25 protein-coding genes are annotated in these 25,373 nt (G+C 62.0%); 11 read left to right on the forward strand and 14 right to left on the reverse strand.

Going from position 1 to position 25,373, the window contains the following annotated elements:
• Positions 1–41: 41 nt before the first annotated feature.
• Positions 42–995 (forward strand): adenosine deaminase, encoded by a 954-nt coding sequence (locus T3A99_RS09690; protein ID WP_076386484.1) that lies wholly within the window; start codon positions 42–44, stop codon positions 993–995.
• 120 nt (positions 996–1,115) lie between these two features.
• On the opposite strand, the gene T3A99_RS09695 is transcribed toward T3A99_RS09690, so the two are convergent.
• The 3 genes from T3A99_RS09695 to T3A99_RS09705 all read right to left on the reverse strand — a co-directional run bounded on the left by T3A99_RS09695 (position 1,116) and on the right by T3A99_RS09705 (position 4,452).
• Positions 1,116–2,498, reverse strand: coding sequence for an MFS transporter (locus T3A99_RS09695; RefSeq protein ID WP_139051239.1), 1,383 nt, complete (start codon positions 2,496–2,498; stop codon positions 1,116–1,118).
• An 88-nt stretch (positions 2,499–2,586) separates the two neighbouring features.
• Entirely contained in the window at positions 2,587–3,321 is a 735-nt protein-coding gene (locus tag T3A99_RS09700; RefSeq protein ID WP_047227419.1) for an ArsR/SmtB family transcription factor, read from the reverse strand.
• Between the two features lie 201 nt (positions 3,322–3,522).
• Entirely contained in the window at positions 3,523–4,452 is a 930-nt protein-coding gene (locus T3A99_RS09705) for a LysR family transcriptional regulator (RefSeq protein ID WP_322834247.1), read from the reverse strand.
• Positions 4,453–4,565: 113 nt separating this feature from the next.
• On the opposite strand from T3A99_RS09705, the gene T3A99_RS09710 reads away from it, so the two are divergent.
• On the forward strand, positions 4,566–5,579 hold the full coding sequence (locus tag T3A99_RS09710) for a zinc-binding alcohol dehydrogenase family protein (RefSeq protein WP_047227417.1): 1,014 nt from the start codon (positions 4,566–4,568) through the stop codon (positions 5,577–5,579).
• Between the two features lie 222 nt (positions 5,580–5,801).
• Positions 5,802–5,972, forward strand: a complete 171-nt coding sequence (locus T3A99_RS09715) for a hypothetical protein (RefSeq protein WP_171061426.1) — start codon at positions 5,802–5,804, stop codon at positions 5,970–5,972.
• A 1-nt stretch (position 5,973) separates the two neighbouring features.
• Here T3A99_RS09715 and T3A99_RS09720 read toward each other — a convergent pair whose 3' ends face one another.
• Together T3A99_RS09720 and T3A99_RS09725 are read right to left on the reverse strand one after the other, a co-directional pair.
• The gene (locus tag T3A99_RS09720; RefSeq protein ID WP_076382806.1) at positions 5,974–7,176 is read right to left on the reverse strand and encodes a multidrug effflux MFS transporter; all 1,203 of its coding nucleotides are present in this window, start codon (positions 7,174–7,176) and stop codon (positions 5,974–5,976) included.
• A 96-nt stretch (positions 7,177–7,272) separates the two neighbouring features.
• The gene (locus T3A99_RS09725; RefSeq protein ID WP_047227415.1) at positions 7,273–7,470 is read right to left on the reverse strand and encodes a heavy-metal-associated domain-containing protein; all 198 of its coding nucleotides are present in this window, start codon (positions 7,468–7,470) and stop codon (positions 7,273–7,275) included.
• Between the two features lie 148 nt (positions 7,471–7,618).
• Here T3A99_RS09725 and T3A99_RS09730 point away from each other — a divergent pair, with 148 nt between their 5' ends.
• From T3A99_RS09730 to cueR, 3 genes are all read left to right on the forward strand, one after another.
• A complete protein-coding gene (locus T3A99_RS09730; RefSeq protein ID WP_047227414.1) occupies positions 7,619–8,002 on the forward strand; it encodes a hypothetical protein in 384 nt (127 codons plus the stop codon).
• 128 nt (positions 8,003–8,130) lie between these two features.
• Positions 8,131–10,524, forward strand: coding sequence for a heavy metal translocating P-type ATPase (locus T3A99_RS09735; protein WP_107321490.1), 2,394 nt, complete (start codon positions 8,131–8,133; stop codon positions 10,522–10,524).
• Positions 10,521–10,934, forward strand: a complete 414-nt coding sequence (cueR, locus tag T3A99_RS09740) for a Cu(I)-responsive transcriptional regulator (protein ID WP_047227412.1) — start codon at positions 10,521–10,523, stop codon at positions 10,932–10,934. Before T3A99_RS09735 ends, cueR begins: the two co-directional genes overlap by 4 nt.
• An 876-nt stretch (positions 10,935–11,810) precedes the next feature.
• On the opposite strand, the gene T3A99_RS09745 is transcribed toward cueR, so the two are convergent.
• Together T3A99_RS09745 and T3A99_RS09750 are read right to left on the reverse strand one after the other, a co-directional pair.
• On the reverse strand, positions 11,811–12,704 hold the full coding sequence (locus tag T3A99_RS09745) for a PA4780 family RIO1-like protein kinase (protein WP_047227411.1): 894 nt from the start codon (positions 12,702–12,704) through the stop codon (positions 11,811–11,813).
• A gap of 226 nt (positions 12,705–12,930) precedes the next feature.
• The gene (locus T3A99_RS09750) at positions 12,931–13,722 is read right to left on the reverse strand and encodes an AraC family transcriptional regulator (protein ID WP_076382810.1); all 792 of its coding nucleotides are present in this window, start codon (positions 13,720–13,722) and stop codon (positions 12,931–12,933) included.
• Positions 13,723–13,801: 79 nt separating this feature from the next.
• Between T3A99_RS09750 and T3A99_RS09755 the strand changes: the two genes are divergently transcribed.
• Positions 13,802–14,830 (forward strand): bile acid:sodium symporter family protein, encoded by a 1,029-nt coding sequence (locus T3A99_RS09755; protein ID WP_316912552.1) that lies wholly within the window; start codon positions 13,802–13,804, stop codon positions 14,828–14,830.
• Here the strand turns inward: T3A99_RS09755 and T3A99_RS09760 are convergent.
• On the reverse strand, positions 14,817–16,094 hold the full coding sequence (locus T3A99_RS09760) for an acetyl-CoA C-acetyltransferase (RefSeq protein ID WP_047227408.1): 1,278 nt from the start codon (positions 16,092–16,094) through the stop codon (positions 14,817–14,819). The two genes, T3A99_RS09755 and T3A99_RS09760, sit on opposite strands and share 14 nt — an antisense overlap.
• 145 nt (positions 16,095–16,239) lie before the next feature.
• On the opposite strand from T3A99_RS09760, the gene T3A99_RS09765 reads away from it, so the two are divergent.
• Both T3A99_RS09765 and T3A99_RS09770 read left to right on the forward strand, forming a co-directional pair.
• Positions 16,240–17,592 (forward strand): 3-oxoacyl-ACP reductase, encoded by a 1,353-nt coding sequence (locus T3A99_RS09765; protein WP_076382814.1) that lies wholly within the window; start codon positions 16,240–16,242, stop codon positions 17,590–17,592.
• A 2-nt stretch (positions 17,593–17,594) separates the two neighbouring features.
• Positions 17,595–18,449 (forward strand): MaoC family dehydratase, encoded by an 855-nt coding sequence (locus T3A99_RS09770; protein ID WP_139048470.1) that lies wholly within the window; start codon positions 17,595–17,597, stop codon positions 18,447–18,449.
• A gap of 295 nt (positions 18,450–18,744) precedes the next feature.
• Here the strand turns inward: T3A99_RS09770 and T3A99_RS09775 are convergent, their stop codons facing one another.
• Genes T3A99_RS09775 through T3A99_RS09790 form a run of 4 tightly spaced genes read right to left on the reverse strand, consistent with a single transcriptional unit; the run spans position 18,745 to position 21,017 of the window.
• Positions 18,745–19,302, reverse strand: coding sequence for a DUF4136 domain-containing protein (locus tag T3A99_RS09775; protein ID WP_047227405.1), 558 nt, complete (start codon positions 19,300–19,302; stop codon positions 18,745–18,747).
• A gap of 20 nt (positions 19,303–19,322) precedes the next feature.
• Positions 19,323–19,940: a DUF4136 domain-containing protein gene (locus T3A99_RS09780; RefSeq protein WP_322834248.1), complete on the reverse strand. Its 618-nt coding sequence runs from the start codon at positions 19,938–19,940 to the stop codon at positions 19,323–19,325.
• 25 nt (positions 19,941–19,965) lie between these two features.
• On the reverse strand, positions 19,966–20,715 hold the full coding sequence (locus T3A99_RS09785; RefSeq protein ID WP_047227403.1) for a methyltransferase: 750 nt from the start codon (positions 20,713–20,715) through the stop codon (positions 19,966–19,968).
• Positions 20,712–21,017: a MazG-like family protein gene (locus T3A99_RS09790; protein WP_076382820.1), complete on the reverse strand. Its 306-nt coding sequence runs from the start codon at positions 21,015–21,017 to the stop codon at positions 20,712–20,714. Before T3A99_RS09790 ends, T3A99_RS09785 begins: the two co-directional genes overlap by 4 nt.
• Before the next feature lie 164 nt (positions 21,018–21,181).
• Here T3A99_RS09790 and T3A99_RS09795 point away from each other — a divergent pair, with 164 nt between their 5' ends.
• Entirely contained in the window at positions 21,182–21,475 is a 294-nt protein-coding gene (locus T3A99_RS09795; protein WP_047227401.1) for a hypothetical protein, read from the forward strand.
• Positions 21,476–21,684: 209 nt separating this feature from the next.
• Positions 21,685–23,034 (forward strand): MATE family efflux transporter, encoded by a 1,350-nt coding sequence (locus tag T3A99_RS09800; RefSeq protein WP_107321485.1) that lies wholly within the window; start codon positions 21,685–21,687, stop codon positions 23,032–23,034.
• Positions 23,035–23,039: 5 nt separating this feature from the next.
• Here T3A99_RS09800 and T3A99_RS09805 read toward each other — a convergent pair whose 3' ends face one another.
• Both T3A99_RS09805 and T3A99_RS09810 read right to left on the reverse strand, forming a co-directional pair.
• Positions 23,040–23,837 (reverse strand): DUF4123 domain-containing protein, encoded by a 798-nt coding sequence (locus tag T3A99_RS09805; RefSeq protein ID WP_188252125.1) that lies wholly within the window; start codon positions 23,835–23,837, stop codon positions 23,040–23,042.
• Positions 23,834–25,150, reverse strand: a complete 1,317-nt coding sequence (locus tag T3A99_RS09810) for a type VI secretion system Vgr family protein (protein ID WP_322834249.1) — start codon at positions 25,148–25,150, stop codon at positions 23,834–23,836. The genes T3A99_RS09805 and T3A99_RS09810 overlap by 4 nt, the downstream gene beginning before the upstream one ends.
• Positions 25,151–25,373 lie beyond the last annotated feature (223 nt).

The following is a 25,373-nucleotide window of genomic DNA, read 5'->3' on the forward strand; positions in this document are numbered from 1 at the left end:
CTGTAGAATGCCTGCCATCGATTCGCTGATGAGAAAAGAACATGTACGACTGGCTGAACGCCTTGCCCAAGGCTGAACTGCATTTGCATCTGGAAGGCTCGCTGGAGCCCGAGCTGCTGTTCGCCCTGGCCGAACGCAACAAGATCGCCCTGCCGTGGAGCGACGTGGACACCCTGCGCAAGGCCTATGCCTTCAACAATCTGCAGGAATTCCTCGACCTGTATTACCAGGGCGCCGACGTGTTGCGCACCTCCCAGGATTTCTACGACCTGACCTGGGCCTACCTGTTGCGCTGCAAGGCGCAGAACGTGATTCACACCGAACCGTTCTTCGACCCGCAGACTCACACCGACCGTGGTGTCCCGTTCGAAGTGGTGCTCAACGGCATCGCCGCGGCCCTCAAGGACGGTGAACAGCAACTGGGCATCACCAGCGGCCTGATCCTGAGCTTCCTGCGCCACCTGAGCGAAGAACAGGCCGAGAAAACCCTCGACCAAGCGCTGCCGTTCCGCGATGCGTTCGTGGCCGTGGGTCTGGACAGTTCGGAAATGGGTCACCCGCCGAGCAAGTTCCAGCGGGTATTCGACCGTGCACGCAACGAGGGCTTCCTGACCGTTGCCCACGCCGGTGAAGAAGGCCCGCCCGAGTACATCTGGCAAGCCCTGGACCTGTTGAAGATCCAGCGCATCGACCACGGCGTGCGGGCCATTGAAGATGAACGACTGATGCAGCGGATCATCGACGAACAGATCCCGCTGACGGTCTGCCCGTTGTCCAACACCAAGTTGTGTGTGTTCGACGACATGTCGCAACACAACATCCTCGACATGCTCGAACGCGGTGTGAAGGTGACGGTCAACTCCGATGACCCGGCGTACTTCGGCGGCTACGTCACCGAAAACTTCCACGCGCTGCACACCCACCTGGGCATGACCCAGGACCAGGCCACACGCCTGGCGCAGAACAGCCTGGATGCACGGCTGGTAAAACCCTAAGACGGGTGATGCCCCCTTGTGGGAGCGAGCCTGCTCGCGATAGCAGCATGACATTCGACATCGATGTCGCCTGACTTACCGCCATCGCGAGCAGGCTCGCTCCCACAAGAGTGAAGTGGTTTAACCGGCCACCGTACCCTCGCTCAACTCCTCCAATGTCTTGCCCCGCGTCTCCACGCCAAACAACCAGACCACCCCCGCCGCCACGGCGAAGCACAGCGCGCCCAGGGCGAACACACCGCCCTGTCCGGTAATGGGAAACACCAATCCGGTGACCAGGGGCCCGAGCAGCGAACCAATGCGACCGACAGCCGAGGCAAAACCCGAGCCCGTGGCCCGTGCCGAGGTGGGGTACAGCTCTGGCGTGTAGGTGTAGAGCACCGCCCACATGCCGAACAGGAAGAACTGCATCAAAAGCCCGGTGCCGATGAGCAGGCCCACGTTGCCGCCAAACACCGCGCTCTGACCATAAAGAAACGCCATCACCCCGCCACCCAGCAACGTGACCACGCACACCGGTTTACGTCCCCAGCGCTCCACTAGCCACGCCGCCATGAGGAAGCCGGGAATCCCGCCCAAGGAAATCAGCACGGTGTAATACACCGACTGGGTCACGGCGAATCCGGACTGCTGCAACAAGGCACTGAGCCAGGACGTCAGGCCATAAAAACCGAGCAAGGCGAAGAACCAGACGCTCCAGATCATCATCGTGCGCTGGCGATACAGCGGTGACCAGATCTGCGCCAGGGCCGAAAAGAAATTGCCCGGCGTGCTCTCGCCCCTCGGCAGACGAATCGGTTCAGGCAATTCTCCACGTCCCAACGAGGCTCGGACCTTGTCTTCGATTCGCTTGAGCACGGCGTCCGCCTCGTCCCCCCGGCCGGCCTGTTCCAGCCAGCGCGGCGACTCGGGAATGAAGAAGCGAATGACCAGGACGAACACCGCCGGCACCGCCAACACCAGGAAGATGTCGCGCCAGCCGATCACCGGCAACAGGAAATATGACAGCACGCCCGCCGCCACGAAACCCAACGGCCAGAAGCCATCCATCAACGCGATATAGCGGCCTCGGCGTGTGGCCGGGATCAGTTCCGAGAGCATCGACTGAGCGATCGGAAACTCCATGCCCATGCCGATACCCAGCAGGATGCGGAACAGCATCAGTGAATCGACGCTCTGGGCGGTCGAGCACAAATAACTGGCGACGCCCCACAACACGATGCTCCACTGGAACACCGGCTTGCGCCCGAACCGATCGGCCAGCATGCCCGACAGCGATGCTCCCAGTACCATGCCAAAGAAACTGGAGCTGGCGAGCAAACCTGCCTGGGCGGTGCTTAAGCCAAACTCGGCTTTGATCGAGCCCAGCAGGAACGTCATCATGGCCAGGTCCATGGAGTCGAAGAAAAACGCCAAGGCAATAATGATGAAAATAATCCGGTGGTAGCCGCTGATGGGCAGTCGCTCCAGACGTTCCGCCGCGCTGTAGCCGTGAGTATCCATGCTGTTTCCCCCAATCCAAAAAAATCCCAGGTTCGAGTGTGCGCGAACCTTGCTGGAGGCTATTGCTGAATACGACCTGTCGGCAGCCCTAGAACGCCATTTCCACGGTGTCCTGCGTGGCGAACCGATGGATTTCCTGCTGGCCAAGCACCGTTACCTGCAAGGCCCTGGAGTCGTTGGGCAAGCTCAGCCAACCGGACTGCATGAACAGTTGCAGCAACGCAGCACCCAAGGCGCCCCCCAGGTGCGGACGTCGCTCGCTCCAGTCCGGGCAGGCACAAGCGGTGCGGGCGTTGCGGTGGGCCAGCGCCTGGATGAACAGGCCGTGCCCGGCCAGCTCATTGGCACCTTTGTGAGTCACGATCACCCGCTGGTCGCCCTGCTCGATCCATCCGGCATCCAGCAGGCGCTGATACAGGTCGGCCGCCAGGGTGCCACCCAGATGGTCTTCGCAAAGCCTGGCCCGCATCAACGAAGCGGGAGCCGACGGGGCCTTGCCCGGCATGACTCCGCGCTTGAAGACTTCCGGAAGCTGGCGCGGCGTACTGGCCAGGGTCGCGCTGGCCAGCGCTTCGACGGCAGCGCCGATCTCGGGTGCCGCCAGGCGGAAAAACCGTTTGCGGCCACGGGCTTCGACTTTCAACAGGCCACCGGCGGACAGACGGCCCAGATGAGCGCTGGCCGAAGACGGCGACAGCCCGGCCAGCAACGCCAGCTCTTCAGCCTGCCGCGCAGTGCCGTCCATCAAGGCCCACATCATTGCGCTGCGTTTTGGGTCGGCCAGCAGCGTGGCGATCTGGCTGATGCAAGGTGCATGTTCCATGTATTCACTCCCTGTTGAATCATTCGTCTACTGCTCTGGCGCTAGTGACCAGCAATGGGGCCGCCCAAAGCGGCTCGACCGCCGCAAATCGCGCGCCGCTTCAGGCGGCCGCTAGTATAAGCGTGCGGATCGAGGTTTCCTGTCCTCCGGAAACCTTTGGAGGCGATTGTTCGTGAGGGAAAAGTCTCTATTTACGCGCGACTAATGGTCGTCCCCCGTCGAGAGGGCAAATTGTGCCGTCAACCGGCCACAACGCAGCTTGAGCATTTCCCGCAGCAGATTGATGGGTTTGCTCAGTTGCGCTCGGTGAGCACACAGCAGATTGAGCGGCGCGCGTTCGCATTGCAGATGCGGCAGAAGGATTTTCAAACGTCCGGCCAACACATCGGTTGAAACGTCCAGCCAGGACTTGTAAGCGATCCCCGCGCCTGCCACCGCCCAGCGACGCACCACATCGGCATCGTCGCTGAAGCGGTCGCCGCTGACGGTCAGGCTCATTTCCCGTTTGCCGTCATGAAAACGCCAACGGTCATGAACCCGCGTGCCGAGCATGTACAACAGGCAATTGTGCTGGGCCAGTTGCTCCAACTGAACAGGTTCGCCATGCCGAGCCAGGTAACTGGGCGATGCACACAGCACCCGGCGGTTATCCGGCGCGACCGGCAGGGCCACCAGGCTCGAATCTTCCGGCTCGCCATAACGCAACGCGACGTCCACCGGCTGCTTGAACAGATCAGCGATGCGATCACCCAGCAGCAGTCGCACGGTCAGCCCCGGATGCTCCTCCTGGAACGCGTCCAGCCAGGGCAGCAGCAGGTTGCGTCCCAAGTCCGAGGGGGCGGACAACTGCAACACCCCGCTGACCTGATCCTGGCCGCTGGTCAATAACCTGCGTCCTTCGTCGAGGCTGCTCAGCGCCGCACGGGCATACTCAAGGAAGCCTTCGCCCTCGGCCGTCAGGCGCAAACTGCGGGTAGAGCGCGCCAACAGCCGGGCGCCCAAGTGTTGTTCTATCCGCTTCAATGCGGCGCTGGCCACCGCCGCCGACAGGTCCATGACCCTGGCCGCGGCAGACAGGCTGCCCAGGTCTGCGGCCCGGACGAACAACTGCAAGTCGTCGAATCGAAACATGACGGCCTCATTATCAAAAAAACATTGAAAGAGCCTGTTCTTTTAGCCGGTTTTATCTCGGCGATAAATAGCTAACCATTGGCTTCATCGAACTCACTTCAAGGAGCCGCCCTATGAAAGCCATCGCCTACTACCATTCGTTACCGATCACCGACCCGCAATCGCTGCAGGACATTGAACTGCCGGAACCCACCGCCGGCCCTCGGGACCTGCTGGTGGAAGTCAAAGCCATTTCGGTCAACCCGGTCGACACGAAAATTCGCCAGAACGTCCAGCCTGAAGACGGCGCAGCCAAAGTGCTGGGTTGGGACGTGGCCGGCGTGGTCAAGGCGGTGGGCAATGAGGTCACGCTGTTCAAGGCGGGCGACAAAGTGTTCTACGCCGGCTCCATTGCCCGCGCCGGCGGCAACAGCCAATTGCATGTGGTGGATGAACGTATCGTCGGCCAGATGCCCAAGACGCTCGGTTTCGCCGAAGCCGCTGCCCTGCCGCTGACGGCCATTACCGCGTGGGAATTGCTGTTCGAGCGCCTGCAAATCCAGGAAGGCCAGGAGGATCAGGGGCAAAGCCTGTTGATCGTCGGCGCTGCAGGAGGTGTCGGCTCGATACTGACGCAACTGGCCAGCCAGCTCACCGCACTGAAAGTGATTGGCAGCGCTTCCCGGCCGCAGACACAGGACTGGGTAAGAGGCCTGGGTGCCGATCTGGTCGTGGACCATAGCCATCCGCTGAGCGATGTATTAAAGCAGGCAGGCCAGGCTCAGGTGACCCATGTCGCCAGCCTGACCCACACCGATCTGCATCTGGATCAATTGGTGGAAGCCCTGGCGCCCCAAGGCAAACTGGCGCTGATCGATGATCCCAAGGCGCTGGATGTGACCAAGCTCAAGCGCAAGAGCCTGTCGTTGCATTGGGAGTTCATGTACACCCGCTCGCTGTTCGAAACGGCGGACATGATTGAGCAACATAACCTGCTCAACCGCGTCGCCGCGCTAATCGATGCCGGCACATTGCAGACCACCGTGGGCGAGCACTTTGGCACCATCAACGCCGAAAACCTGCGCCGGGCCCATGCCCTGCTGGAAAGCGGAAAAGCCAAAGGCAAGATTGTGCTTGAAGGTTTCTAACCACCGATAAGGGGGCGTTTTTCGTAGAGGCAAAGCTTGCTCGCGATGAAGGTCGCGCGGTTCCCCGTCAGGCCAAGTCGTCGCGTATCGCGAGCAAGCTTTGCTCCCACAAAAAAAACCTGCACCGTCAGTCTGAGAATTGACCCTTGTCACAATTGCGATCGCATTCAGGTCTACACTCGAGGCCTTTGCAGCACAATCTTTTACGTGAGGAGGTCAGCAATGAAGATCCTGATAAAAGAAGTGGCAAAATCCCAGTGGCAAGTGCGTCTTGACCAACACGTCGTGACCTTCCGCACCGAGGCCGAGGCCCAGGCTTTCGCCACCACCCTGCAAGCGCGTATTCACGCACCTCACCGCTACCCTGAACAGCAGCAGCGAGCGGCCGGCTGAATCAGTCCTGGCCACTGGCTTGTGCCAGTGTCCGGGCCTGTTGCAGGCGGCGGGTCAGCATCGCTGCACCCACCACCAATAACCCGCAAAGGCTGATGACCATCGCCATCGGCACGGCACTGCCATCGTGCAGCGCCGCCACCAATGCGGCGGCACCGGCGGCCACCGAAAACTGCAGGCATCCCAGCATCGCCGACGCGCTACCGGCACGAGCACCCTGTCCACTCATGGCGCAAGCCGAGGCATTGGGCAGGATGCAACCCAGGCTGGCGATGCAAATGAACAGCGGAATCAATAACGGCCACAACCGCTCAGGGTGCAAAGAACTGACCGCCAACAAACACAGCCCGGCGGCGAGATAGACCCACACCGCGCGCGACAGCAGGAATGCCGGCCCACGTTTGGACAACAACCGGGCGTTGACCTGTGCCACCAGGATAAAACCCGCCGCGTTGGTTCCGAACAGCCAGCCGAAGTGTTCGGCCGGCACACCGTAGAGCTTGATGAAGACGAAAGGCGAACCGGCAATGTAGGCAAACATCCCGGCGATAGCGATGCCTCCCGTCAAGGCATGCCCGAGGTAGACCGTGTCGGTCAACAGTCGACCATATTGGCGCAACGCCCCGGACAATGGTTGACGCGGCACATGGGCCGGCAGACTTTCCGGCAGCCACAATGCCACGGCCGTCGCCGCCAGTGCGCTGAACAGCGTCAGGGCAATGAAGATCGATTGCCAGCCATGCAGGTTCACCAACAGCCCGCCAAGCATTGGCGCGAGGATCGGCGCCAGCCCCATCACCAGCATCAGTTGCGAGAACACCTTGGCCGAGCCCACCGCGTCGCATTTGTCGCTGACCACCGCCCGGGAAATCACCATGCCGGCGCATCCGCCCAGAGCCTGGACGAAACGGGCACCGATCAGCCATTCCAGACTCGGCGCATAGGCACAGGCCAGAGAAGCCAGGGTGAACAGACCGACGCCCGTCAGCAATGGAATGCGCCGGCCGAAGCGATCCGCCACCGGCCCATAAGCCAGTTGCCCGATGGACAATCCGAGGAAATAAGCCGCCAGGGTCAGTTGGATGTGATTTTCGTCGGTGCCGAAGGCAGTCGCCATGGCCGGGAAAGCCGGCAGATAGAAATCGATCGCCAAGGGACCGAATGCGCTCAAGGCGCCAAGAATCAGAATGGTACGGAAGTTCATCGGGCGTCCAGGTTCAGGCGTCAGTCAGCAGCCCGACAGTCTAGCCCTGCCGGGCGCTCTTGAACATTCCGATAGGTCGCTAACTATTAAAAAATCTCAGGCGGGACTGGCCTCGTACCCCTCCTCTTTAATGGCTTGGAGCACGGCATCGACCGACAACGAACTCTGGACCTGAACGGTCCTGGCGCCCAGATCGATCTGCACCTGCGCCGCCGGATCCTTGGCCTGCACAGCCTGGGTGATGGCCTTGACGCAGTGACCGCAGGACATTCCCTGAACATTGAATGTTTGCATGAGATGACTCCTTGGGATTGAGGTTGCCAGCAGTTTCAAGCTTGCCATCATGGAAAGGTCAAGTTCTGACGAAAACTGCCGGGCTGGCAATCGCTGCCAAGCTCGGCCAAGCTGCACACATCAAGGATTTCACACCGGAGGTTCAGCCATGCGCTGGTCAGCGTTCAGCCTGTTTTGCATGCTCGGTTTGTCAGCGGTGAGCCCTCAGGCGTTGGCCGTCGGCGAAGACTACGGCGTGCTGATCATTTCCCGCGAGCGCCTGGAAGTGCCGACTTCCTGCGAAATCGGCATCTATATCGGCGATCAGCTCTCGGGGCGTTTGTTCCAGGAACAGAGCACCTCCTTCAACCTGCCACCCGGAAAATTCTCCTTGCGCTTGAAGCTGCTGCCAGGCCAGGCGCCGGGCTGCAGCCCGGGCATGCTTGCGCCGGGGTCGCAGGATGTGACGCTCAAGGCTGGCGACATACTGAAGTTCCGCATTGCCATGACCCAGGAAGGGATGTATCTCAAGCCGGCTGAGCTGGGTTATTGACCCCTTAGATAAAAAGTGGGAGCAAGCCCGCTCCCACAAGGTGTGTGTGCAAGCGTTTGGATTAGCGCTTGACCTTCCCGGCGTGGCAAGGTTGATCCTGTAGTCATTCACTACAGGGAGCCTGTCCGATGTCTGAATCCACCCTTTTCGATCTGCCGATTGCCGGGATGACCTGTGCCAGCTGCGCCGGGCGGGTCGAGCGCGCCTTGAGCAACGTCACAGGGGCCAGCGCCGTCAGCGTGAACCTGGCGACCGAACAGGCGCGGATCCAGGCGCCCGAGGGCAGCCTGCCAGCCTTGATGCAGGCCGTCGAACAGGCCGGCTACAGTGTCCCCGTCCAGACGCTGGAACTGTCCATCGAGGGAATGACCTGTGCCTCATGCGTCGGCCGGGTCGAGCGTGCCCTGAGCAAAGTCGCCGGGGTGAACCGTGTCAGCGTCAACCTCGCCAACGAACGGGCCCACCTGGACTTGCTCGGCCGGGTCGACCCGCAAACCCTAATCGATGCGGTCAAGGGCGCCGGTTATGACGCCAGTGTCTGGCAGGCCGAGCAACCCCATGACGCACAAAGCAATCGCCTGAATCGCGAGCGCCTGGCCTTGGTGCTGGCGATTTTGCTGTCCGTACCGTTAGTGCTGCCCATGCTTTTGCAACCGTTTGGCGTGCATTGGATGCTGCCGGCCTGGGTTCAATTCGCTTTGGCGACGCCGGTGCAGTTCATTTTCGGTGCGCGTTTCTATATCGCGGCTTACAAGGCCGTGCGTGCCGGGGCCGGGAACATGGATCTGCTGGTGGCCCTGGGCACCAGCGCGGGTTATGGCTTGAGCATTTATGAATGGGCCATTGCCCGCCCTGGCAGCATGCCGCACCTGTATTTCGAGGCCTCGGCCGTGGTGATTGCCCTGGTATTGCTCGGCAAATACCTGGAAAGCCGCGCCAAGCGCCAAACCGCCAGTGCTATCCGTGCCCTCGAAGCTTTGCGACCGGAGCGGGCGATTCAGGTCATTGACGGGCAGGAGCGGGACGTCGCCATCAGCGCCCTGCGCTTGAATGATCGGGTGCTGGTCAAACCCGGCGAACGCTTCCCGGTGGATGGCGAAGTGCTGGAAGGCCAGAGTCACGCTGACGAAGCCTTGATCAGTGGCGAAAGCCTGCCGGTGCCCAAACAGCCCGGCGACAAGGTGACGGGCGGTGCCATCAACGGCGAAGGCCGCCTGCTGGTGCGCACCCTGGCCCTGGGCACGGAAACCGTCCTGGCGCGCATCATCCGCCTAGTGGAAGACGCCCAGGCGGCCAAGGCCCCCATTCAAAAGCTGGTGGATAAAGTCAGCCAGGTCTTCGTGCCGGTCGTGCTGGTGCTGGCATTGGCGACGTTGATCGGCTGGTGGTTGTATGGCGCCCCCCTGGAGACGGCACTGATCAACGCTGTCGCCGTGCTGGTGATCGCCTGCCCGTGCGCCCTCGGTCTGGCGACACCCACGGCAATCATGGCCGGCACCGGGGTGGCTGCCCGCCATGGAATCCTGATCAAGGATGCCGAGGCCTTGGAGCGCGCCCATGAAGTCGACACCGTGGTGTTCGACAAGACCGGAACCTTGACTTCCGGCACACCACGCATCGCCCACTTGAGCGCTCTGGACGGTGACGAAGACAAGCTGCTGCAAATGGCCGGCGCCCTGCAACGCGGCAGCGAACACCCCCTCGCCAAGGCGGTGCTGGATGCGTGTGCGGAGCGCGGCCTGGTTGTCCCGGACATCAACGACAGCCAGTCGCTGACCGGACGCGGTATTGCCGGCAGCCTGGACGGACAGCGTCTGGCCCTCGGTAACCGACGTTTGCTGGACGAACTGGGCCTGGCCCCCGGTTCGCTGAGCGAGTCGGCCCAGGCCTGGGAGACCGAGGGCCGAACCCTGTCCTGGCTGATTGAGCAAAACGCCACGCCACGGGTGCTGGGCCTGTTCGCTTTCGGCGACACACTCAAGCCCGGCGCCCTGGCGGCCGTACACGCCCTGAATGAACGCCATATCGGCAGCCACCTGCTGACTGGCGACAACCGCGGCAGTGCCCGGGTGGTGGCCGAGGCATTGGGCATCGCCAACGTTCATGCCGAAGTACTGCCGGCCGACAAGTCCGCCATCGTCCAACAGTTGAAGACCCATGCGGTGGTGGCCATGGTAGGCGACGGCATCAACGACGCCCCGGCCCTCGCCGCCGCAGACATTGGCATTGCCATGGGCGGCGGCACAGACGTGGCAATGCACGCCGCCGGTATTACCCTCATGCGCGGTGATCCACGGCTAGTGCCCGCGGCGCTGGAGATCAGCCGCAAGACCTACGCCAAGATCCGTCAGAACCTGTTCTGGGCATTCGTCTACAACTTGATCGGTATTCCCCTGGCGGCGTTCGGCTTCCTCAACCCGGTGCTGGCCGGCGCGGCCATGGCCTTGTCGAGCGTCAGCGTGGTGAGCAATGCGTTACTGTTGAAACTCTGGACACCCAAACACCTGGAGGACAAGCGATGAACATCGGCCAAGCGGCCCGCCAGAGCGGCCTGAGTGCGAAGATGATCCGGTACTACGAATCCATTGGCCTGCTCAAGGCAGCTCATCGCACCGACAGCGGCTACCGGATCTACGGTGCCGATGACCTGCACACCCTGGCCTTTATCAAGCGCTCCCGGGACCTTGGGTTTTCATTGGAAGAGGTCGGCAAATTGCTGACCCTCTGGCAGGACCGCCAACGCGCCAGCGCAGACGTCAAGGCCTTGGCCCGGCAACACATCGACGAACTGAACCAGAAAATCCGCGAACTGGCCGAACTGCGCGACACCCTCCAGGACCTGGTGGAACACTGCCACGGCGACCACCGCCCGGACTGCCCGATTCTCAAGGAACTGGCGTCGGGGTGTTGCGAGAAGACAGTGCATGCTTGAGCGAAGGTGAGAGTGAGCCTGCTCGCGATGACGCCGGCACATCCAACACCCATGCAAGCTGATACACCGCTATCGCGAGCAGGCTCGCTCCCACAGGGGATTTGTGCAGGACGCAGGATCCATATACCTCCGAGAACCAATGTGGGAGCGAGCCTGCTCGCGATGACGCCGGCACATCCAACACCCATGCAAGCTGATACACCGCTATCGCGAGCAAGCTCGCTCCCACAGGGGATTTGTGCAGGACGCAGGATCCATATACCCCCGAGAACCAATGTGGGAGCGAGCCTGCTCGCGATGACGCCGGCACATCCTACATCCATGCAAGCTGATCCACCGCTATCGCGAGCAGGTTCGCTCCCACAGGGGATTGGTTCCGGACGCAGGATCCATATACCCCCGAGAACCAATGTGGGAGCGAGCCTGCTCGCGATGACGCCGGCACATCCTACATCCATGCAAGCTGATACACCGCTATCGCGAGCAAGCTCGCTCCCACAGGGGATTTGTGCAGGACGCAGGATCCATATACCCCCGAGAACCAATGTGGGAGCGAGCCTGCTCGCGATGACGCCGGCATATCCTGCATCCATGCAAGCTGATCCACCGCTATCGCGAGCAGGTTCGCTCCCACAGGGGATTGGTTCCGAACGCAGGATCCATATACCCCCGAGAACCAATGTGGGAGCGAGCCTGCTCGCGATGACGCCGGCACATCCTACATCCATGCAAGCTGATACACCGCTATCGCGAGCAGGCTCGCTCCCACAGGGAGTTGGTGGCGGACGCAGGTGTTGAGGGCCTCACAAAAAACAGTGTGGGATTTTTTGGGCGGCCACAAAAAACCCGGCCTGGGCCGGGTTTCTGGTCAAGCGGTCACTGCATCCAGGGCGGAGGCGGTTCTTCGGTTTTGCCGGGTGGAGCGTCGTCAGCGGCACGGACGGCCTGGCGGCGTTCCTCGTCCAGACGGGCAGCCTCGATTTCACGCATGATCCCGCCGACATCCGCCAGCTCTTCCGGCTCATCGAACTCGCCGGTCAGCACGCTGGCCGGGTGCAAGGTGCCGGCCTCATACAACGCCCACATTTCCTTGGCGTACCGGGTGCGCTTGAGCTCCGGGGCAAACCGGCCGAAGTAGGACGCCATGTTGCCCACATCCCGCTCCAGCATGCTGAAGGCGTGATTGTTGCCAGCGGCGTCCACCGCCTGCGGCAGATCGATGATCACCGGGCCCGTCGGCGTAAGCAGCACGTTGAACTCCGACAGGTCACCGTGCACCAGACCGGTACACAGCATCAACACAATCTGGGAGATCAGGAACGCGTGATACTCACGAGCCTGATCCGGCTCCAGTACCACATCGTTCAGACGCGGTGCCGCATCGCCGTATTCGTCAGCCACCAGCTCCATCAGCAGCACGCCTTCGAGGAAGTCGTACGGCTTGGGCACTCGCACGCCCGCACCGGCCAACCGGAACAGCGCCGCCACTTCGGCATTCTGCCAGGCGTCTTCAGTTTCCTTGCGCCCGAACTTGGAGCCCTTGGCCATGGCCCGGGCCTGGCGGCTGTTACGCACCTTGCGGCCTTCCTGGTATTCGGCCGCCTGACGAAAACTTCGCTTGTTCGCCTCCTTGTAGACTTTGGCGCAACGTAACTCGTTGCCGCAGCGCACCACATAAACAGCTGCTTCTTTACCACTCATGAGTGGGCGCAGCACCTCGTCGACCAGACCGTCCTCGATCAGGGGTTCAATGCGTTTTGGAGTCTTCATCAGCTTTTATTGTGGGTCCTTTATTACCGAACACGCGAATGACAGTCGTTATACGGCAATCCTCCCTCCACGGGGAGGGGTTGCCGACTTATGAACCCTTCGATGCACACAATGTGCCGGATTAAATCGACCGAGCCGAATCATAGCCGAGACAGCGCATAGCGTTGGCAACTGAATGCAAAGGCATTTGCGACAAGAGCTGACAGCCATGCCCAGTGCAGCTGATTCAATGTTTAAACAACTCCCCCGGGGTCAATCCAAACATCCCCTTGAACGCCACTATGAAAGCGGACGTGGAATCGTAGCCACAGGACAACGCCGCGCCGGTCACGCTATCGCCTTTTTCCAACGACCCCAGGGACGACAACAGCCGCGTACGCTGGCGCCAGGCGCGAAAGCTCAGGCCGGTTTCGCGCTGGAACAGACGCATCAGGGTTTTTTCCGATGTGCCCAGGCGCTCGGCCCACACTTGCAAAGTCACGTTCTGGTCGGGCTGTTCGATCAGCTCGTTGCACAACGCCAGCAGACGCGCATGCCGGGGAAGTGGCAGGCAAAAGCCAACCTCCGGCAGTGTTGCCAACTGGTCCAGCAACACTTGCACCAGTCGCGCTTGCTGGGTATCGCCCTGAGCGTAATCGGCCGGCAACTGACAAAAAGCCTTGATCAGCTCCCGCGCCAGCGGCGTGACCTCCAGCACTCGGCAGCGTTCATCGGCCCACGGACAGGCTTCGCGACGGACATAAAGGCTGCGCATTTCTGCCCGGGTGGAGGTCACCACATGATGCTCCAGGTCGGCAGGAATCCAGATGGCCCATTGTGGCGGGGCGAAAAAACTGCCTTCGGCGGTGTGCACACCCAGCACGCCACTGATGGCGTAGGAAAACTGCACCCAGTCATGACGATGGGCCTGGGTCCACGAACCGGCGCTCAAGCTTTCGACACGGGCATAAAGCGGCCTGGGCAATTCCGTCAGGTCGGGAATGCGCCTTTCGAGTTGCTGGTGTCCGTTAGTCGGCATGGGTTGACCTTATGTCGCAAGACGGCTGCAAGTGCCGACGTTAGGCTAAGTCGACTTTTCTTACAACTTGCGGTGCCGTATGCACATTTTCAGACACCTCAAACGCCTGGTAACCGACTGGTTCCTGTGCGGCATGCTGCTTGCCACGTTGCTGGCGTATCTGTTTCCCAGCTTTGGCGCTACGGGTGGCGCCATGCATGCCGAGTGGGTGGTCAATATCGGCATCTTTGTCGTGTTTTTCCTGCACGGGATAAACCTGTCCGGCGAGCAGATCCGCCACGGTCTGAGAAACACCCGACTGCACGTGATGGTGCAGGTCTTTACCTTCGGCGTGTTTCCGTTGATCTGGCTGGTCAGCGATTGGCTTCTGGGTCGCCATGTGCCGTCACTGCTGATGCTGGGGTTCTTTTACCTGTGCGTCCTGCCCTCGACCATTTCGTCCTCGGTGGCCCTGACCGGCAGCGCCGGCGGTAACGTACCGGCGGCGATTCTCAACGCGAGCCTGTCCAGCGTGCTGGGGATTTTCCTGACGCCACTGCTGGTCAGTTTCGTGGTCGGCAGCGGCGCCGGGGGTATCGATCTGGGTGCGACTTTGCTCGACCTTTGCCTGATGTTGCTGCTGCCGCTGGTGCTCGGACAGTTACTGCGGCGCTGGCTGGCCGGTTTTTTCGGGCGGTACAAACGCTACACCAGCATCATCGACAAACTGGTGATCCTGCTGCTGGTCTACGCGGCGTTCTGCAATTCGATGGTGTCCGGGATCTGGCAACAACAAGGCAACACTGTGCTGCTCAGTGCATTGCTTGGCAGTGCCGTGTTGCTGGCAATCATTTTGTGGATGACCACCCGTACCGCCCGGGCCCTGCGGTTCAGCAACGCCGATGAGATTGCCGCGGTGTTCTGCGCCAGCAAGAAATCCCTGGCGGCCGGGGTGCCGATGGCCGCGTTGATTTTCGGCAACAACCCCGGCCTGGGGCTGATCCTGTTGCCGATCATGATCTATCACCCGTTGCAGCTGATCGTCTGTTCGATCCTGGCCGAACGCTACGCCAACCGCCAACGGGAACTCATTCATCAACAACGCGAGGCGTCCCTCAACGCTCAATGATTGCCGTCACACCCTGGCCACCGGCCGCGCAGATGGAAATCAGACCGCGGCCCCGCCCCGCCGCGTCCAGCAACTTGGCGAGGTTGGCGACGATTCTTCCACCCGTGGCGGCAAACGGGTGGCCGGCGGCCAGGGAGCTGCCTTTCACGTTCAGCCGGCTGCGGTCTATGCTGCCCAACGGAGCGTCGAGGCCCAGTCGCGTCTTGCAATAATCCGGGTCTTCCCAGGCTTTGAGTGTGCATAACACTTGAGCGGCAAATGCCTCGTGGATCTCGTAGTAATCAAAGTCCTGTAACGTCAGGCCGTTGCGCGCCAGTAACCGAGGCACGGCGTAGGCCGGCGCCATCAACAACCCTTCTGCTCCGTTGACGAAATCCACCGCTGCCGTTTCGCCGTCGCGCACATACGCCAGGATCGGCAACCCCCGGGACTTGGCCCACTCTTCGCTGCCCAGCAGCACCAGTGACGCGCCATCGGTCAATGGTGTGGAGTTGCCCGCCGTCATCGTGCCCTTGGCGCTTTTTTCGAAGGCCGGCTGGAGGGCGGTGAGTTTTTCCAGGGTCAGGTCTGGACGCAGGTTGTTGTCCCGTGTCAGGCCGAGAAACGGCGTCATCAAGTCGTTCTGCCAGCCTTCGGCGTAGGACGCGGCCATTTTCTGATGACTTTCCAGGGCCAATTGGTCCTGCTCCTCCCTGGGAATCTGCCAGGTCTGAGCCATCAGTTCGCAATGCTGGCCCATGGACAGGCCGGTTCGTGGCTCGCCATTGCGCGGCAGTTCGGGAACGAGGTGCTGGGGACGCAGTTGCAGGAAGGTCTTGATTTTCTCAGCGGTGGTTTTGGCGCGATTGGCTTGCAGCAGGATTCTGCGCAGCCCTTCGTTGACGCCAATCGGCGCATCCGAGGTGGTGTCTACGCCGCCGGCAATGGCACTGTCGATCTGCCCGAGGGCGATCTTGTTGGCCGTCAACAGCACAGTCTCCAACCCCGTGCCGCAAGCCTGTTGCAGATCGTAGGCCGGGGTGGTGGGCGATAGCCGCGAGCCGAGCACGCATTCGCGGGTCAGGTTCAGATCCCGGGAAAGCTTGAGCACCGCACCGGCGGCCACCTCACCGATGTGCAGGCCATGCAGGTTATAGCGCTCGATCAGCCCCTCGAGCGCGGCGGTCAGCATCGCCTGGTTGCTGGCGGTGGCATAGGCCCCGTTGGAGCGGGCGAAGGGGATGCGGTTACCACCAATGATCGCGACGCGGCGTAGCTGTGTCATGAAGAACTCCCTGTGTATGTCCGGATGCGCCAATGGGCCTGCGGAAACCCGGCTCCCGCACAAGCTTAGGCTTTATCTGGCCAATCGAACGACTGATTGCCAATCATGGTCCACACTTTGAACCTCATCAGCCGGAGTGTGTTCCATGTCAGACCGTTATATCGACTTCGCCAATTCGCCCCTGGGCCTGCGTCTGGTCGGTGCGCTGGGCCTGCCATCGCCGGCCCGCCTGGAGCGCTGGCAGGCCGGGCGGCTGCGGCCGATCGAAGGTGCGTTGCTGTTGGGCGGCGGGCCGTTGACCGAACAGATCGGCGCATTTGCCAAGCGCCTGACCGATGCGATCTTCATCTACGGGGGCGAACCGACACTGGCCACCGAATGGATCCCCGGTCACGGTCCGAAAATCAAGGCGGTGGTGTACGACGCCAGTCATCTGGCGCAGGCCGACCAGCTCAAGCAACTGCGCGAGTTCTTCCAACCCCTGATGAAGAACCTCGACCACAGCGCCCATGTCGTCATCCTCGGCCGCGCTCCGGAAGGTCTCGCCGATCCGTTTGCCGCCAGCACGCAGCGGGCCTTGGAGGGCTTCAGCCGTTCCCTGGCCAAAGAGTTGCGTCATGGCGGGACGCTGCAATTGCTGTATGTGGGTGACGGCGCCGAGGCCCAACTGGAAGGTGCGCTGCGGTTTTTCCTGTCGCCCAAGAGCGCCTACGTTTCCGGGCAGGTCATTCGCCTTGATGCCTGCCAGGCGCAGGTCCAGGACTGGACGCGTCCGCTCACCGGCCTCAAGGCTCTGGTCACCGGCGCGGCCCGCGGGATCGGCGCCTCCATTGCCGAAACCCTGTCCCGCGATGGCGCCGACGTGATCCTGCTGGACGTCCCGCAGGCCAAGGCCGATCTCGAAGCCCTGGCTGCACGCCTTAGCGGGCGCAGCGTGACGCTGGACATTTGTGCTGAAGACGCCGCTACACAGTTGACTGAACACCTGCCCGACGGCATCGACATCGTGGTGCACAACGCTGGCATCACCCGGGACAAGACGCTCGCCAACATGACCCCGGAGTTCTGGGACGCGGTGCTGGCGGTCAACCTCAACGCGCCGCAGGTGCTGACCAAGGCCCTGCTCGACAGTGGCACCCTGCGGGACAATGGCCGAGTAATTCTGCTGGCGTCCATCAGCGGCATCGCCGGCAATCGCGGCCAGACCAACTACGCAGCGAGCAAGGCCGGATTGATCGGTCTGGCCCAGGCCTGGGCGCCGGTCCTGCAACCTCGGGGGATCAGCATCAACGCCGTAGCCCCGGGTTTCATTGAAACCCGCATGACCGCCGACATCCCTTTCGCCCTGCGCGAAGCCGGGCGGCGCATGAGTTCCCTGGGCCAGGGCGGCCTGCCACAGGACGTCGCCGAAGCCGTGGCCTGGCTCGCCCAGCCGGGGACGGGCGCCGTTACCGGCCAAACGCTGCGGGTGTGCGGGCAAAGCCTCCTGGGAGCATGACCATGACGATCCAATGGCATGAAGTAAACGCCGCGCCCGGTATGTCCTCGCTGTACGTGAAAGCCGCGACACGGCGCAAGGTCACTGGAAAAACCTTGCCCCAGGACGGACTGCGCCAAGTGATACAGGTCGATCCGCAACGCCTGGCGGCCTATCGCAAGGTCTGCGGTTTTGCCGAAAACGGACTGCTGCCGCCGACCTACCCCCACGTACTGGCGTTTGCCCTGCAGATGCAATTGCTCACCGCCCGGGACTTTCCGTTCCCGTTGCTGGGGCTGATCCACTTGAGCAATCGCATCCGTTTACTGCGGCCCATGGGCGGGGTCAGCCAAGTGCAGGCTCGCGTCAACGTGCAGAATCTGCAAGCTCACCCCAAGGGCGCGGTGTTCGACCTTGTGACTCGCATTGATGATCAATTGGGGCCGTTGTGGGAGGCCGAGAGCCAGATGCTTTGCAAGGGCGTCCAGCTTGACGGCGCGTTGGTGGAAGAGCCGCTGCAAGAGATTCAGGCATTGACTGAAGTGGCGCACTGGACCGCGCCGGCTGACATTGGCCGGCAATATGCCAAGGTGTCTGGCGATTACAACCCGATCCACCTGAGCGGCCTCAGCGCCCGGCTGTTCGGCTTCCCCACCGCCATCGCCCACGGCCTGTGGAACAAGGCCAGGACCCTGGCGGCGCTGGACGAACACTTACCCGATGCCAACGTCGAGATCGATGTCACCTTCAAGAAGCCGGTGCGCCTGCCCAGCGAAGTGACACTGCTGGCGAGTGCCGCGGGGTCCAGCGGGGACTTGCGATTGATCGGTTCGGGGGACTTGGAGCATATGGTGGGGAGCTGGCGGCCGGCTGGCTGAGGACCGGCATCTTTGCTGAATGGGCGATGGCTATCGCGAGCAGGCTCGCTCCCACATGGGTTCTCGGGCGTTCATGGGTCCTGCGTCCGACACAGATCCCCTGTGGGAGCGAGCCTGCTCGCGATAGCTGTGGGTCAGCTTGCATCGATGTTGAATGGGCTGCCGTCATCGCGAGCAGGCTCGCTTCCACATGGGGTCTCGGGCGTTCATGGGGCCTGCGTTCGACACAAATCCCCTGTGGGAGCGAGCCTGCTCGCGATAGCGGTGGGTCAGTTGGCTTCGATGCTGAATCCGCCTACCGCGGCGGATAGTTCGCCAGGATCCGCGCAACCGTCTCACGCACTGCGGTGCTGCGATCCGTCGGATTGGGCGAGTTGCTGAGCATTCGTTCATCACTGCCACGCCACACCAGCTTGCCGTCCTTGCCATCGAGCAGGTCAATCTGCACCGTGGCGACCTTGTAGCTGATGTTGCGGGTTTCGTTGTACATCGGCCCGCCCCAATAGCCATTCCAAGGGCTGCCCCAACCACCGCCGTAGTTGGTCGTGATCTGTTGCTGGCGATCCTCGACGATCAGGTAGGCCTGGACCATCACATCCCCTCGCCCGCCAGCCTGGGCCGGGCGCAGACCGCGCTGGTCGAGTTGATCGGCAACCGCCTGGCGGATCCGCTGTTCGGTCAGGTCGCTCTTGATGCGCGGATCATCGGGACGATATTGCAGCGCCGGCTCTTTCCAGCTCCAACTGCGGTAAGCCGAGAAATCCCGGCTGGTGTCAAAGTCGTGGTTGACCGGGGTACCCGCACAGGCGCCGAGCAACAGGGTAAAAGCCAGTAGAGCGATACGGCGAAACATGGTTTTTCTCCGTTGCGTAATCAACTTGGAGGATAAGCCGACAGGGCTTTTTCCACCGCTTCGCGAATGGCATCAGTGCGCGCGCTCTGACTGCCGCGCTGGCTGGTCTCGGCGCTGGCGCTCCACACCGGCTGACCATTACGGGCATCGAACAGGTCCACTCGCACCACCACGACCTGCTCCCGATAAGTGCGCACCACCGGCACCGAGTGATACATGCCATAGCCGGGGCCGTAGCGGTCGTAACGGTTATAGCCGCCGTAGTAACCGGAATCATAGTCGTCCCGAACCTGACGCACGCGCGTTTCCAGGCGCAGGTCGGCACTGACGAACAGGTCGGCCGGGCGGTTGTCATGCAATGGACGCAGGCCGCGTTGATCCAGGGCGTTGCTCACCGCTTCAGCCACCTGGGCCGAGTCCGCCCAAGCGGTGCCCGGTGGCAGTCGCCCGTTGAGCCAGGCCCAACTGCGATAGCGCCCGTAGTCACGGGGTGGCGCGGGGTAAGCGCTGCGGTCAAACACCGTGGCGGCCTGCGGCGGCGCCGGTGGCAGCGGGTTAGACGTGGCGACATACGGGTTGCTGCCCTGGCAGGCAGTCAGTCCCAGGCACAACACCAACAACCCTGAACGACCTTTCATTTCGCGCTCCGATTGCTCTTTCAGATCAGAGGGGACGGCAGACCCAGTGCAGATAACGCCCCAACCCGGCAAACGCCGGATGGCGGCGGTGAGCCAGCTCCATCTCCAGCAACTGCGCCAGCTCCACGCGGCCCTGGAACTCCACCGGCATGTAGTCATGGAAAACCCGCACACCACTTTGAGTTTCGACCTGCCACACGCCTTCAAGTTGCGCCGCCAATTCCCGCGGATCAAGGGGTTGTTGCGGGGTCAGGCTCTGTTTTTCACCGGCCATGTCATTTTTGCGCAACTTGCGAAAATGCCCCTTGAGCAGGTTGCGATAAACCAGCGCGTCGCGGTTGTAGAACGCCAGGGACAACCAGCCGCCCGGGACCGTGAGTTGATGCAGCACCGGCAGGATCGCATGGGGTTCGGCCAGCCATTCCAGCACCGCGTGGCACAGCACCAGGTCGTAAGGCTCAGTGAGCTGGTCGGGCAGCGCCTGCCACGGTGCCTGAATGAACGTTGCGCTCTGACCGGCATCGGCGAATCGCTGACGGGCACCTTCGAGCATGGGCTCGGCTGGCTCGGCCAGGGTCACTTGATGGCCGCGCTCGGCCAGCCACAACGACATGTGGCCCAAGCCGGCGCCTATGTCCAACACACGCAACGGACGCTCAGGCAAGGCTTCAAGCAGATCGGCCTGCAGCACCGCCAGGCGGATCGCACCTTTGGCCCCACCGTAGATTTTTTCAGCAAAGCGCGTGGCGAGCTGATCGAAATGGCGATCGCTCATTGGCCGAACCGCCGCTCGCTGTCGGCCAGCTTGCTGCGCACCACAGCCTCCATATCCAACCCCAGCTCGCTGCACAGCAGCAACAGGTACAACACAATGTCACCGACTTCCTGCCCAGCGTGGGCCAGCTTGTCCGCCGGCAACTGGCGCGACTGGTCCTCGGTCAGCCACTGGAAAATCTCCACCAGTTCGGCCATTTCCACACTGGCGGCCATGGCGAGGTTTTTCGGGCTGTGAAATTGCCGCCAATCGTTATGGTCACGAATGGCATGCAGGCGTTCGGTCAGTTCAACAAGGTTCATCGGGGTCTCCTGAATGCGCATAGCTTCGGGGGGATGACGAGGGAAGGCAAGCGTCTCGGTACGAAGCGGCGTTTTGCCCCATAATCGAACGATCTTGGCCTTCAGCCGCTCTTACAACCAGAAGCCCAAGGCTCGATTCCGATCTCTCTCATCAGGATGTACACATGCAGGTAGAAAGCTTTTTCGAATGGCTCGGCCAGGCGCTCGGTTCGGTGATCCGGTTTATCGTCGACCTGCTCAGCGGCCTGTTCAACACCCTGGCCAATGCTGGCGGCAACTTTGTCGATGGCCTGTCGCGCACACTGGGCATGGACACCTCGATCATCAGCATCATTGCGCTGATCCTCGGGCTCATGCTGCTGTACTCGGCAATCCGCGCCTTCATGCGGGCATCGATCATCCTGGGCATTATCTGGTTGGTGCTGGGGTTGTGGTTGTTGAGCTGGATCATTCACTAGGGCCGAGAGCACTGTGTGGGAGCAAAGCTTGCTCGCGATACAGGCGCCTCGGCGCCCTGAAAGACCGCGTCATCTTCATCGCGGGCAAGCCTTGCTCCCACAGAGTTTTTTGAGATCGAACGTGGAGCGTCCCTAGAGGCATTCCCACGCGGAGCATGAAAACGATCATGCGAGAACCCGCTACAATCGCGCTCCGCCAAGGAGCTCGCATGTCCAACCTGATCACCGACTGGCGCGACCGTCTTACCCACCGCCGGGTATGGGCGCTGGCCGCGCCGATGATTCTCTCGAACATTTCCGTGCCGCTGGTGGCACTGGTGGACAGCACCGTCATCGGCCACTTGCCCCATGCCCATCAGTTAGGCGCGGTGGCGGTCGGGGCGAGTTTGTATACGGTGCTGGCCTGGGCCATGGGTTTCTTGCGCATGGGCACCACCGGGTTCGCCGCCCAGGCAGCCGGGCGTGGGGATGGAGCGGCGTTGAGGCAGGTGCTGCTGCAAGGTCTGCTGCTGGCGATGGGGTTGGCGCTGGTGCTGGGGGCGGTCGGCGTGCCGTTGAGTGGCGTGGCGTTGCATTTCATGCAGCCATCCGCCGAGCTTGAGCAGTTGACCCGGGACTTTTTCCACACCCGGCTGTTTGGCTTGCCAGCGGCGCTGGCCAGTTATGCGCTGGTGGGCTGGTTTCTCGGTGCTCAGAATGCCCGGGCGCCGTTGGCGATCCTGCTGGTGACCAACCTGGTGAACATCGCCCTGAACCTGTGGTTCGTGATCGGCCTGGACTGGGGCGTGACCGGTTCGGCCCGGGCGTCGGTGATTGCCGAGTGGACCGGCGCCCTGGTCGGTCTGATCCTGGCGCGCAACACGCTGCGGGCCTGGCCGGGGCAGATCGCCTGGGCGGCCCTGGGGGTGTGGCAAAGCTGGCGTCCGTTGCTGGCGGTGAACCGGGACATTTTCATTCGCAGCCTGGCGCTGCAAGCGGTGTTCTTCCTGATCACGGTGCAAGGCGCGCGTCTGGGGGATGCGACCGTGGCAGCCAACGCGCTGCTGCTCAATGGTCTGCTGCTGACAGCCCACGCCCTGGACGGTCTGGCCCATGCCGTCGAAGCGCTGTGCGGTCACGCCATCGGCGCCCGCGACCGCCTGGCCCTGCGCCGCTCGCTGGTGGTGGCCTGCGGATGGTCATTGATTGCCAGCGTGGGGTTTGCCTTACTGTTTCTGCTCGCCGGCCACCTGTTCATCGATATGCAGACCGATATTCCGGACGTGCGCGACACCGCTTACCGCTACCTGCCTTACCTGGCAGCGCTGCCGTTGATTGCGGTCTGGAGTTATTTGCTCGATGGCCTGTTCATCGGCGCCACTCGTGCCAGGGAAATGCGCAACGGCATGCTGTTGACCCTGTTGCTGGTGTCGCCGTTTGCCTGGGTACTGCAAGCGCTGGGCAACCACGGGCTGTGGATCACTTTCCTGCTGTTCATGGCTTTGCGCAGCCTGACCCTGGGTGCTTTCGCCTGGCGCATGCAACAGCGCGATAGCTGGTTCGGTGCCGGCGCCCATTGACCTTTTCAACCTTGATTGTCCTGCCACAGCCGCCGCAGGTGATCCAGGCGTTCGCGCTGCGAACCGCCTTTGAGCCCCGGCACGGGTCGGGCATTGGGGTACTGCAGGCGCAGCCATAACCAGTCGTCGAGTACCGGTCGTTCGGTGAACCCCAGGGTCAGCCCTTGCTGCAAGTCCTCCCAGAGCAGGCGGAAATCCCGTCCGGTAGAACAAGACCACTGCCAGACGTGGCGTTCCAGCAGACATCGCTGCAACTGACTTTGCTGCCAGTCGCTGAGGCTGTGTTCATTTTCCAGTGCCGGTACTGCCAGCCCCGGATTGCAGAGTTGCTGCCAGCCCTGGCTGCCGATGGTCCTGTCGCCCCAGGTCCCGCCGAACCAGCGCACCAGGCTGATCGGCCCCAGCCAGCAACTGAGTTCCCGAGGATCGCAACCGTCGAAGAAATAACTGGCCGTGTGAGGGTTGTAATAGTTCAGCAAGGCCTTGTGATGCAGGCCTAACGTCACCGTCAACATGCGCCGCAGATGCGCCAGTAACTGCGCCTCTGACGCTCGGCTGACCAACAACAGCCCCGGCCAGGCGCCGGCATCCAGGTGACACAGGCTGGCCAGTGCCGGCGATTGCTGCAAATCCACCAGCAACGGACCATGCTCCCTCAGCCCGTGCAATTCGGTGCCTTCGAACAAGGCAAAGCGCCGGATCTCGGCGAACTGCTCCTGCAAACGCTGCGCGGCGTCCGGCGCACCGGGTACGTCGAGCAGCAGCCATTGCGGCGCTGATGCAGACATGGCGGCAGCATTCATGGAGCAGCGCCCGCGCCGAGCTGCGTGAGCATGCGGCAGGTGCACAACGGCTGGCTACAGGGGTTGAAGCTGCCGCCCCCGGGCAACAGACACAACAACACCAACGGCTCGGCACTCTGGATCGCCGCCAACAGAAGCGGGTCGATGCCAGAGCCCTCATGGACTGGTTGGGACGTTTCACTCAGGGGGGATTCATCCGCGTCTTCCCGAGATGCCGGCGCGTCGAGCAATGCACTGATCAATGGACGATCCGGGTCGCCCTCGATAAAACTCACCAGCACCTCGGTGCCCTTGCCAATGGCGTGCCCCCAAGCGGCCAGCTCAGGGGCCAACGGCAGCCAGCAATGACTGGGACTGGCTCCCTCTCCCTGATAGACCCAGTCGAACTGCACCGCCACTCGCCCCGCCACCTGCATCTGCGGCTCATCGACCGTGACCACCCAGCCGCGCTGCCGACTCAGCATGCGAGGTTTTGCCGCAACCCCGGTCGCCACGAACGGCCATCCCGCAGGAATGGCGCGAAAATGGTTGCCATATACGCCGGCCTGCGCGCGATGCTCGACTTTCGTCAACAGCCAGGGCTGGTTCCAGCCTTCGATAGGGTGCCCTGCCAGCGACAGCGTCCGGCCGCAATGCAGCCCCATCAGATCGCTGCGGCCCAAGGCTACTTGCTCCCCCGAAACATCGCTTTGTACACGCCAGTTGCGCACCGCCGGAGCCGTTCCCTCGAGCCTGTAAAGCGTCTCGCCATCGGGCAGGGAATCGTCCGTGCTGTCAGCAAAAACCAGGCAATGCCCATCCCGAGCCTGCTCGAAATGGAAGTAAATGCCCGCCTCGGCGCACACGCGTTGGAGAAATTGCAGATCTGACTCCCGATATTGGGTACAGAAATCGCGCAGCGGATAATCACCACTCAAAGCCAGGCACACCTGGCGTCCGGCAATGCCGTGGGCCTTGAGCACCTGGCGAATGATTTGCGGCACTGAGCGGGCACTGAACACCCGCTGGCTGAATCGTTGCGCCAGGCACGCCAGCTTCGGCCCGATGCGTACCCGGCAAGCAGCGCCCTGACGATGCTGGACAAGCTCGTGAATCTGCCCATGGATGCCCCGCCCTCCAGCGTCGAAACTCAACCAGACGCTGCGGTAGAGCAACCCGGCAAGGTCCAGGGGCGTATCGCCGATCAACAGCTCCACATCAAAGACAAAGGGTTCGCTGATGGCTTCGCTGCCCGTGAAGGCCACGACAACAAAGGATTCGGGCAGACCGGCTATCTCCAGACGAAATGACGGCTCGCTGGCTGGATCGGACATCGGCGTTTCTCTACAGGAGGGGCGGCTGAGGATTCTCGCTGAGAGCCATGGCCGAGTAGAGAGCCCAAGTACAAGTTAGGAAAGGGACTACACGAAATAAGGACACCACCGGTTAAATGCACCAGTGTTCGGAAATAACAGCGGCACAAATAAAAACGCCCTCCGGGACTATCCGAAAAAACCCGCAGCACACGGTGTATTTTCTGACAGTCCCGGAGGGCGT

The organism is Pseudomonas sp. N-137 (assembly GCF_034555295.1).
GTDB lineage: Bacteria > Pseudomonadota > Gammaproteobacteria > Pseudomonadales > Pseudomonadaceae > Aquipseudomonas > Aquipseudomonas rhizophila.